This is a genomic window from Streptomyces sp. NPDC059832, from assembly GCF_042731715.1.
In the GTDB taxonomy this organism is placed as follows: domain Bacteria; phylum Actinomycetota; class Actinomycetes; order Streptomycetales; family Streptomycetaceae; genus Streptomyces.
Genome location: NZ_JBHWIY010000080.1, coordinates 1 through 8,682, shown reverse-complemented (window position 1 = coordinate 8,682; position 8,682 = coordinate 1). Strand labels below are relative to the sequence as shown.

Genomic DNA, 8,682 nt, shown 5'->3' with positions numbered 1-8,682 from the left:
TTGCGGCCTTGGGCCACCGTCCGCACCTTGCGGATCTCGAACTCCATCGCACCCCTTGAGCTGGGGTGTTGCGACGACTCCTAGAACCTAAGCGAGTGCTCCAGGGCCTTCCGCATGCGCGTGGCGACGGTCAGACGGTCGTGACGACCTCGTCGTAGGCGAGACGCGGCAGACGCGGGAACCAGGCGTCCTCGCCCGGCTTGCCGATGTTGACGACCATCAGCACCTTGTGGTCGCCGTCCAGGAACTCCTTCTCGATGCCCGCGGCGTCGTAGCCGGTCATCGGGCCGGCGGCCAGACCGGCGGCGCGGACGCCGATGATGAAGTAGGCGGCCTGCAGGGCGCCGTTGAGCGCGGCGGACGACTCGCGGACCGGGCGCTCGGAGAAGAACGCGTCCTTGGCCTGCGGGAAGTGCGGCATCAGGGCCGGGAGCTCCTCGTGGAACTCGTTGTCGGCGACCAGGATGGCGACCAGCGGGGCGGTCGAGGTCTTCGGCTGGTTGCCCTCGGCCATGTGCTTGACGAGGCGCGCGCGGGCGTCGTCGGAGCGGACCAGGATGACGCGCAGCGGCGACTGGTTGAACGCGGTGGGCCCGTACTTGACCAGGTCGTAGATCGCCTGGACCTGCTCCTCGGTCACCGGCTCGTCGGAGAAGGTGTTGGCGGTGCGGGCCTCACGGAAGAGGAGGTCCTGGGCGGCGGGGTCAAGAGCGAGGGACATCGTGCGTATTACCTTCCGGACGTACACGTGGATCGAGCAACGCGGACCACGGTAACCGAGAGGTAGGTTAACTTTCAACTAAAGCTGGCACGGGGTGACTCGTTCCACAGTGGGCTCAGCCGTTGTCGGCCGCCGTGCCACCGCTCTCCTGGGAGTCGGCTGGACCCGCCAGGGCCGCGTCCAGCCGGGCGCGCGCACCTTCCAGCCAGTGCCGGCAGACCTTCGCCAGCTCCTCGCCCCGCTCCCAGAGCGCGAGCGACTCCTCCAGCGTCGTACCGCCCGCCTCCAGGCGGCGCACCACCTCGATCAGCTCGTCGCGGGCCTGCTCGTAGCCGAGCGTGCCCGTGGCACCAGCCGTCGTAGTCGCGTCGTCCGTCATGCGCCCCACCCTACGTTCCGGCCCACCGGGAGCCTGTGATCTCGTCCGTCCGTACCCGCGGGCGCACCTTCGGCACGTGCCGGTGCGCCTCCGGGCCCGCCCGCCCCGCCACCGGGGGCGGTCACTCGCCCACCCGCACGGCGAACTCGCCGCCCGAGACCCGCGCCCGGAGCACATCGCCCGGCGCCCCCGCATCCTCGGGAGCCCGCACGACATGGCCGTCGGCCCGCTGCAGCACCGCGTAGCCGCGCTCCAGCGTCGCCGCCGGCGACAACGCGACCACCCGCGCCCGGGTGTGGGCGAGCTCCGAATCCGCCCGGTCCAGCAGATGACCCAGCACCCGCCGGCTCCGCCCGATCAGCGCGTCGATCTCCGACGCGCGCTCGTCCACCATCCGCTGGGGGTGCTCCATCGACGGCCGGCCCAGGGCGTGCGCCAGCCCCCGCTCCTCGCGGTCCAGCAGTCCCCGTACCGACCGCAGCGCACGGTCGCGCAGCTGCCGCACCCGGTCCAGCTCCTCGCCCACGTCCGGCACGATCTTCTTCGCCGCGTCCGTCGGTGTGGAGGCGCGCAGGTCCGCGACCAGGTCGAGCAGCGGGGAGTCCGGCTCATGACCGATCGCCGACACCACCGGCGTACGGCACCCGGCCACCGTGCGGATCAGCTGCTCGTCCGAGAACGGCAGCAGGTCCTCCACGCTGCCGCCGCCCCGCGCCACGACGATCACATCGACGTCCGGCAGATCGTCCAGCTCCTTCACCGCCTGGACCACCTGATTCACCGCGTGGACGCCCTGCACCGCCGCGTTGCGCACCTCGAAGCGGACCGCGGGCCACCGCCGCCGGGCGTTCTCCAGCACATCGCGCTCGGCCGCCGACGCCCGCCCGCAGACCAGCCCGATCAGCTGCGGCAGGAACGGCAGCGGCTTCTTCCGGTCGAGCGCGAAGAGCCCCTCCGAGGCCAGCGACTTCTTCAGCTGCTCCAGCCGGACCAGCAGCTCGCCGATGCCGACCGGCCGTATCTCCGTGGCCCGCAGGGACAGCTGGCCGCGCGGCGCGTACCACTCGGGCTTGGCCAGGACGACGACCCGCGCGCCCTCCGTCACCACATCCGCGATCCGGTCGAAGACCTGCCGGAAGCACGTCACACTCACCGAGATGTCCTGCGACGGATCGCGCAGCGTCAGGAACACCACCCCGGCGCCCGGCCGCCGCGACAGCTGGGTGATCTGCCCCTCGACCCAGACCGCCCCGAGCCGGTCGATCCAGCCCCCGATGAGCCGCGACACATCACCTACGGGCAGCGGAGCTTCCGCGGACGTTTGGAGAGCCATGCGAGCGAGCGTATCCGCCCCCACCGACAATCGGGCGGCCACGACGAAGGCCGCTCCGGCCCGGCCACTCCCGGCTCAGGCCGTACGCCGCCGCCCGCGCCGACCGGGACGCGTTTCGAATACTCCGGCCCGCCCCGGCCGCCGCGACCGTCCTACCCCGCCCCGCCCCGCCCCTCCCGGCTCAGGCCGTACGCCGCCCCCACTGCAACGCCAGCACCACCAGCCCCACCCCGAACCAGCACACCCCCACCACCTGGGCGCTCCGGGTCGCCTCCACGATCACCGCGATCAGCACCCCCGCACCCACCACCGGCACCAGCACATGCCGCCACCAGCTCGGCGGCCCCTCCATCCGGCGCACGGCGAACCAGCCGACTACCGACGCGTGCAGCAGCACGAAGGCCGTCAGCGCGCCGATGTCGACGACCGACACCAGATGGTCGAGACCGTCGGCCTGCCGGGCCGCCCACACCGCGGCGACCAGCGTCACCGTCGCGGCCAGCAGAATCGCGAGCCGCGGCACCCCGGACCGCGGGTCGACCCGGGCGAGGACCGAGGGCAGCCGCCGTTCCCTGGCCATCGCGAAGAGCAGCCGTCCCGCTGCCGCCTGCCCGGCCAGCGCCGCGAAGGCCGCCCCGATCGCCTTGCTCACCGCCACCAGGTCGTGCAGCCAGCCCCCGACCGCCGAGTCCACCGTGTCGTAGAACGCCGACCCCTGCGCGGCCGGGTCGGCGGCCAGCTCCGCCGACGTCATCGGTTCGAGCAGCGCCGCCAGATACGCCTGCGCCACGAACAGCACACCCGCGAGCACCAGACAGAACAGCAGCGCCCGCGCCACCTTCGCCGAGCCCCCGGTCACCTCCTCCGCGAACGAGGCGATCGCGTCGAAGCCCAGATACGACAGCACGGCCACCGACACCGCCCCCAGCACCGCCGACGCGGAGAAGCCGGAATCGCCGGTGAGCGGAGTCAGCCAGCCGCGCTGCGCCCCGTCCCGTACGAGAACCACCACCGCCGACACCAGGAACACCAGCAGCACCACGATCTCCATCGCGAGCACCGCGAAGCCGACCCGGGCGGCGGCCCGCACGCCCCAGAGGTTGAGCAGCGTGGTGACCACGACGGCGAGTGCCGTCCACACCCACTGCGACACCGACGGCACCAGCGCGTTCAGCGCGATCCCGGAGAAGAGATATGCGACCGCCGGGATCAGCAGATAGTCGAGCATCGCCATCCACCCGGCGATGAACCCCGGCCCCTCCCCGAGCCCCTTGCGCGCGTATGCGAAGACCGAACCCGCCAACGGGGCGACCCGCACCATCTGCGCGTAGCTGAACGCCGTGAACGCCATCACCACCGTCGCCGCGACGTAGACCAGTGCGACAGCGCCGTCGGACTTCGCGTCGAGCGTGCCGAACACACCGACGGGTGCCATCGGCGCGATGAACAGGAGCCCGTAGACCACCAGATCCCGGAAGCCGAGCGTCCGCCGCAGCCTGCCGCCCTCCAGGTGCGCCCCCTCCGCCCCCTCCGCCCCCTCCGCGCCTACGACTCCGCCCCTGCCGCTGCTGCCGCCGCTGCCGCTCTCCGACATGAGCCCTCCCTGGGTCGCGTACGGATCAGTCTCGCCACCCGGCCGATCTTCCGCGCGTTCGACTCGGCCTTACGATGGGGCGCATGACTGCTACGACACCTCGCCGCGTCCTGCTCGCCGCTCCCCGTGGCTACTGCGCGGGCGTGGACCGTGCCGTGATCGCCGTGGAGAAAGCCCTGGAGCAGTACGGCTCCCCGGTGTATGTGCGCCACGAGATCGTTCACAACAAGTACGTCGTACAGACCCTGGAGAAGAAGGGCGCGATCTTCGTCGAGGAGACGGCGGAGGTCCCCGAGGGCTCGATCGTGATGTTCTCCGCGCACGGCGTGGCGCCGACCGTGCACGAGGAGGCGGCCGAGCGGAAGCTCGCCACGATCGACGCGACCTGCCCCCTGGTCACCAAGGTCCACAAGGAAGCCGTCCGCTTCGCGCAGGACGACTTCGACATCCTCCTGATCGGCCACGAGGGCCACGAGGAGGTCATCGGCACCTCCGGCGAGGCCCCCGACCACATCACGCTGGTCGACGGCCCCGAGGACGTCGCCGGTGTCGAGGTCCGCGACCCGTCCAAGGTCGTCTGGCTCTCCCAGACCACGCTCTCCGTCGACGAGACGATGGAGACGGTCGGCGCGCTCAAGGAGAAGTTCCCGCTCCTGATCTCGCCGCCCAGCGACGACATCTGCTACGCCACGCAGAACCGCCAGATCGCGGTGAAGCAGATGGGTGCGGACGCCGACCTCGTGATCGTCGTCGGTTCCAAGAACTCCTCCAACTCGGTCCGCCTGGTCGAGGTCGCCCTCGGCGCCGGTGCGAACGACGCCCATCTGGTCGACTTCGCCGAGGAGATCGACGAGGCCTGGCTGGAGGGTGTCTCCACGGTCGGCGTCACCTCCGGCGCGTCGGTTCCCGAGGTGCTGGTCGACGGCGTCCTGGCCTGGCTGTCCGAGCGCGGCTTCGAGGACGTGGAGATCGTGAAGGCGGCCGAGGAGTCCATCACCTTCTCGCTGCCCAAGGAGCTCCGCCGCGATCTGCGCGCCGAGGCCGCCGCGCTCTCGGAGAAGTAGCCCCCGGGCATCGGGGCGTTCCAGGGAGTGGGCCGGGCCGCCTGCCCGTACCGTGGACTGCATGCAGATCTTCGGCGTGGACATCGGCGGATCCGGGATCAAGGGCGCTCCCGTGGACCTGGACCGCGGAGACCTGGCGCAGGAGCGCCACAAAGTACTCACACCACACCCGGCCACGCCCAAGGACGTGGTCGAGTGCGTGGCCGAGGTCGTCGGCCATTTCGACTGGTCGGGCCCGGTGGGCGTCACCTTCCCGGGCGTAGTCACCGGCGGTGTCACCCGTACCGCGGCCAATGTCGACAAGGGCTGGATCGACGCCGACGCCCGCGGACTGATCGGTGACCGGCTGAACCTCCCCGTCACCGTGCTGAACGACGCGGACGCGGCCGGCGTCGCGGAGATGACGTTCGGCGCGGGCCGGGGCCGCAAGGGGACCGTGATCGTGCTGACGCTCGGTACGGGGATCGGCAGCGCCCTCTTCGTCGACGGCCGGCTCGTCCCCAACACCGAGCTGGGCCACCTGGAGCTGAACGGCCACGACGCGGAGAAGCACGCCTCCACCAAGGCCAAGGAGGACGAGGACCTGAGCTGGCACCACTGGGCGCACCGGCTGCAGAAGTACCTGGCCCATGTGGAGATGCTGTTCTCGCCCGAGCTCTTCATCATCGGCGGCGGGGTCAGCCGCAAGGCCGACAAGTTCCTGCCCCTGATCGAGCACGTACGGGCCGAGATGGTGCCGGCGGAACTGCAGAACGACGCGGGCATCGTGGGCGCGGCGATGGCGGCCGCAGGCCACTAGCGGCCTGTGGCGACCTGCGGCCTGTGGCGCCCTGTGGCCCGTGGTGCCCTGCGGCCGTTCACCGCTGCGGGCGGCGCGGTCCCTGCGAGGCGCGCGCCGCCTGTGCGGCGAGCAGCGTGCGGCGCTGCCGCTGACGCATCAGCCGTACCTTCCGTACGGTCGCGATGAGCCCGGCGATGAGCGTCCCGCCGTACAGCCACCCGGCGTGCACGGCGAGCGCGGTGACGAGCGCCATGGTCTGGCCGCCGAAGCCGCCCGTGCCACCGGCGATCGGGATGACACCGATGGCGAACGCGATCGGCACGATGATCGGCGCGGTCACCAGGTCCGCGGGCCGCACCCACAGCGCGGTCAGCGCGCAGACCGGCAGGAACAGCACACCGAACACCACCGCCGAACCGTCGAGGACCAGCAGGTCGAGGCAGGCCAGTACGAACATGGTGGCGGCGGCGAAGAGCCCGGCCCCGATGCCGGTCAGCCGGGGATTGGGCAGCCTGCGCAGCGCGAGCACGACGGGCGGCACCGGACGGGAGCGGCCTTCCGGCGGGCTCACCACCCGGTAGACGGTCGCGGTCTCCTCGATGGTGCCCTGCGGGGACAGCGGGGCCTGGCGAGACTGCCTGCGCTGCGGGGGACGTGTCCTGTGCTGCTCCACCGGGACAACGTAGGTCGCCGGGCAGGAGGAAACAGGTGCGGGACACGCCCTTTGGGCGACCTAGGGGATGAGTTCGATGCCACACGGCCGAACGGGAACCGGATCGGCACCCGACCGGACCCGGGGGTACCCGCTTGCCCCCGCCCGTAAACTGGAGAATCGGCCCACCTGGGCCCGCAGCGTTCCCGCCCACCTCCTCACTCCTCAGGAAGTCGCCAACGTGTCGCTCACGATCGGAATCGTCGGCCTGCCGAATGTCGGCAAGTCGACCCTGTTCAACGCCCTGACCAAGAACGACGTGCTGGCGGCCAACTACCCGTTCGCCACGATCGAGCCGAACGTGGGCGTCGTCGGCGTCCCGGACGCCCGCCTGAACAAGCTGGCCGAGATCTTCGGCTCCCAGCGCCTGCTCCCCGCGACCGTGGACTTCGTCGACATCGCCGGCATCGTCCGAGGCGCCTCGGAGGGCGAGGGTCTGGGCAACAAGTTCCTCGCGAACATCCGCGAGTCCGACGCGATCTGCCAGGTCATCCGTGCCTTCAAGGACGAGAACGTCGTCCACGTCGACGGCAAGGTCTCGCCCAAGGACGACATCGAGACGATCAACACCGAGCTGATCCTCGCCGACCTCCAGTCCGTCGAGAAGGCCGTCCCGCGCCTCACCAAGGAGTCCCGCCTCCAGAAGGAGAAGGTCGCGGTCCTCGCCGCGGTCGAGGACGCCCAGAAGATCCTGGAGTCGGGCCAGACCCTCTTCGCCGCGGGCATCACCGCGGGCACCGAGAAGGGCAAGCTCCTCCACGAGCTGCACCTCCTGACCACCAAGCCCTTCCTCTACGTCTTCAACGTCGACGAGGACGAGCTGGTCGACGAGGACTTCAAGAACGAGCAGCGCGCCCTGGTCGCCCCCGCCGAGGCGATCTTCCTCAACGCCAAGATCGAGTCCGAGCTGATCGAGCTCGACGACGACGAGGCCCTCGAACTCCTCCAGTCCATGGGCCAGGAAGAGCCCGGCCTGGCCACCCTCGGCCGCGTCGGCTTCGACACCCTGGGCCTGCAGACCTACCTCACGGCGGGTCCGAAGGAAGCCCGAGCCTGGACGATCAAGAAGGGCGCCACGGCCCCCGAGGCGGCCGGTGTGATCCACACCGACTTCCAGAAGGGCTTTATCAAGGCGGAGATCATCTCCTACGAGGACCTGATCGAAACCGGCTCGGTCGCCGAGGCCCGCGCCAAGGGCAAGGCCCGCATGGAGGGCAAGGACTACGTGATGCAGGACGGGGACGTGGTGGAGTTCCGCTTCAACGTGTGAGCGGGTGACACAACACCACGTTGGAGGCCTGGCGAACATACAGGTCAGATGGGGTCCGGCTCTTCGGAGCCGGGCCCCTGGTTTTTCCCGAGCCGGATTGGGGCCGGAGCCTGACGAGCCCGCCTTGCTGCACCGCCTCCGGTGATCCCGCGGCCACGGTCCGCTCGTGGCCAAGCGCGGACGACCGAAGCGTTGTGAAGATGATCTCGGCTGGGCAGACCCGGAGCCCCGAACGGGGCCGGTTCAGGAGCAGGACGGCGCCAGAGGAGAATGACTCAGGAGGCGGACGGCTCGATCTCCCCCGCGAAGACGATGACCTGGTCGATGAGGCTCCGCCGCAGATGGACGACGTCCGTTCCCGCCAGGCGGGGGCCTCCATCCGGCGTCGTGAAGACCCACTGGTACCGGGCCCACTCGTCCGGCATGTCCACCGCCGAACAGCGCACCATCGTGCCGGTCCCCGCGGGGTGGCGCCGGATGTCCAGCACGAACCGTTCGACCGCCTCGATCCCCTCACTGCGGCCCAACGGTCCCCAGAAGACCACGTCCGAGGTCAGGGCCTGGGAGAGCAGCGCAGTCACATAGCTGTCGTCCGAGGCGTTGAACGCGGAGATGAACGTGTCGATCGCGGATCGCGCGGTCTCTTCCTGCATGCACCAGTAATACCAGTTGCCTCACGGTCCGCGCTCGTCCCGTGAGCCGTCTCCCGACCACGGTGAACCATCCCGGTCACAGCACTAGTAGTGCTTGGTCATGTGCGGTCCGTGATGGCGTGTCTTCTTGATCGGTCGTTTCGTTGACCGTGTGTGCTGAGTGAGGAGTTGGCTG

The 8,682-nt window shown here is 70.3% G+C and carries 9 protein-coding genes; 3 read left to right on the top strand and 6 right to left on the bottom strand.

What is annotated here, in order from left to right; all coding sequences use genetic code 11:
- Positions 1-130: 130 nt before the first annotated feature.
- The 4 genes from ACFV8T_RS44985 to ACFV8T_RS44970 all read right to left on the bottom strand — a co-directional run bounded on the left by ACFV8T_RS44985 (position 131) and on the right by ACFV8T_RS44970 (position 4,027).
- Positions 131-721 carry a malonic semialdehyde reductase gene (locus ACFV8T_RS44985; protein WP_266414833.1) on the bottom strand — a complete coding sequence of 197 codons (591 nt, stop codon included), beginning with the start codon at positions 719-721 and terminating at the stop codon, positions 131-133.
- Between the two features lie 115 nt (positions 722-836).
- A complete protein-coding gene (locus tag ACFV8T_RS44980) occupies positions 837-1,100 on the bottom strand; it encodes an exodeoxyribonuclease VII small subunit (protein WP_385339563.1) in 264 nt (87 codons plus the stop codon).
- A gap of 121 nt (positions 1,101-1,221) precedes the next feature.
- Positions 1,222-2,433, bottom strand: coding sequence for an exodeoxyribonuclease VII large subunit (gene xseA / locus ACFV8T_RS44975; RefSeq protein WP_385339560.1), 1,212 nt, complete (start codon positions 2,431-2,433; stop codon positions 1,222-1,224).
- Positions 2,434-2,614: 181 nt separating this feature from the next.
- Positions 2,615-4,027 carry an APC family permease gene (locus ACFV8T_RS44970; protein WP_385339557.1) on the bottom strand — a complete coding sequence of 471 codons (1,413 nt, stop codon included), beginning with the start codon at positions 4,025-4,027 and terminating at the stop codon, positions 2,615-2,617.
- 74 nt (positions 4,028-4,101) lie between these two features.
- Here ACFV8T_RS44970 and ACFV8T_RS44965 point away from each other — a divergent pair, with 74 nt between their 5' ends.
- Together ACFV8T_RS44965 and ppgK are read left to right on the top strand one after the other, a co-directional pair.
- On the top strand, positions 4,102-5,091 hold the full coding sequence (locus tag ACFV8T_RS44965; protein WP_266414826.1) for a 4-hydroxy-3-methylbut-2-enyl diphosphate reductase: 990 nt from the start codon (positions 4,102-4,104) through the stop codon (positions 5,089-5,091).
- A 61-nt stretch (positions 5,092-5,152) separates the two neighbouring features.
- Positions 5,153-5,890, top strand: a complete 738-nt coding sequence (gene ppgK / locus ACFV8T_RS44960) for a polyphosphate--glucose phosphotransferase (protein ID WP_385339554.1) — start codon at positions 5,153-5,155, stop codon at positions 5,888-5,890.
- Between the two features lie 58 nt (positions 5,891-5,948).
- Here the strand turns inward: ppgK and ACFV8T_RS44955 are convergent, their stop codons facing one another.
- Entirely contained in the window at positions 5,949-6,545 is a 597-nt protein-coding gene (locus tag ACFV8T_RS44955; protein ID WP_385339552.1) for a DUF6542 domain-containing protein, read from the bottom strand.
- A 220-nt stretch (positions 6,546-6,765) separates the two neighbouring features.
- On the opposite strand from ACFV8T_RS44955, the gene ychF reads away from it, so the two are divergent.
- Positions 6,766-7,854 (top strand): redox-regulated ATPase YchF, encoded by a 1,089-nt coding sequence (gene ychF, locus ACFV8T_RS44950; RefSeq protein ID WP_266414822.1) that lies wholly within the window; start codon positions 6,766-6,768, stop codon positions 7,852-7,854.
- Positions 7,855-8,129: 275 nt separating this feature from the next.
- Here the strand turns inward: ychF and ACFV8T_RS44945 are convergent, their stop codons facing one another.
- Entirely contained in the window at positions 8,130-8,507 is a 378-nt protein-coding gene (locus ACFV8T_RS44945) for a nuclear transport factor 2 family protein (protein WP_024757633.1), read from the bottom strand.
- Positions 8,508-8,682 lie beyond the last annotated feature (175 nt).

Bases quoted from the DNA above. Each gene is read 5' to 3' on its own strand.
- ACFV8T_RS44985 (WP_266414833.1), bottom strand. From the start codon at position 721: ATGTCCCTCGCTCTTGACCCCGCCGCCCAGGACCTCCTCTTCCGTGAG.
- ACFV8T_RS44965 (WP_266414826.1), top strand. From the start codon at position 4,102: ATGGGGCGCATGACTGCTACGACACCTCGCCGCGTCCTGCTCGCCGCT.
- xseA (WP_385339560.1), bottom strand. From the start codon at position 2,433: ATGGCTCTCCAAACGTCCGCGGAAGCTCCGCTGCCCGTAGGTGATGTG.
- ACFV8T_RS44970 (WP_385339557.1), bottom strand. From the start codon at position 4,027: ATGTCGGAGAGCGGCAGCGGCGGCAGCAGCGGCAGGGGCGGAGTCGTA.
- ACFV8T_RS44980 (WP_385339563.1), bottom strand. From the start codon at position 1,100: ATGACGGACGACGCGACTACGACGGCTGGTGCCACGGGCACGCTCGGC.
- ACFV8T_RS44945 (WP_024757633.1), bottom strand. From the start codon at position 8,507: ATGCAGGAAGAGACCGCGCGATCCGCGATCGACACGTTCATCTCCGCG.
- ppgK (WP_385339554.1), top strand. From the start codon at position 5,153: ATGCAGATCTTCGGCGTGGACATCGGCGGATCCGGGATCAAGGGCGCT.